The sequence below is a fragment of the Mesorhizobium sp. M2C.T.Ca.TU.002.02.1.1 genome (assembly GCF_003997225.1).
Genome location: NZ_RZTO01001494.1, coordinates 1 through 436, shown reverse-complemented (window position 1 = coordinate 436; position 436 = coordinate 1). Strand labels below are relative to the sequence as shown.

Annotated in this window: 1 pseudogene; it reads right to left on the bottom strand. The window is 63.8% G+C overall.

Annotated elements, in window-relative coordinates:
• Positions 1–436 (bottom strand): annotated as a pseudogene (locus EOD07_RS36930) (urea ABC transporter permease subunit UrtB); the annotation flags it as partial.

Below are 436 nucleotides of genomic sequence, written 5' to 3'. Positions count from 1 at the left end.
ATGCCGAAGACAGCGAGCGCGAAAACCAGGATCCACAGCCGGTTCCAGGTGACCGCCAACTGGCCGAGATTGAACGAGCCCGACATCCAGGATGGGTTGCCGACCTCCTGGTTGGTCGGCCCGAAGATCGAGCGCACGGCCTGTTGCAGGATCAGCGAGACGCCCCATGTCGCCAGCAGCGTTTCAAGCGGCCGGCCATAGAGGAAACGGATGACGCCGCGCTCGATGATCAGGCCAACCAGGGCCGCAACGAGGAAGGCGAGCGGCAGCGCAATGACCAGCGACCAGTCGAACAGGCCGGGAAAGGAGGTGCGGATCACCTGCTGGACGACGAAGGTCGTGTAGGCGCCGAGCATGACCATCTCGCCATGCGCCATGTTGATGACGCCCATGACGCCGAAGGTGATGGCAAGGCCGATTGCCGCCAGCAGCAGCA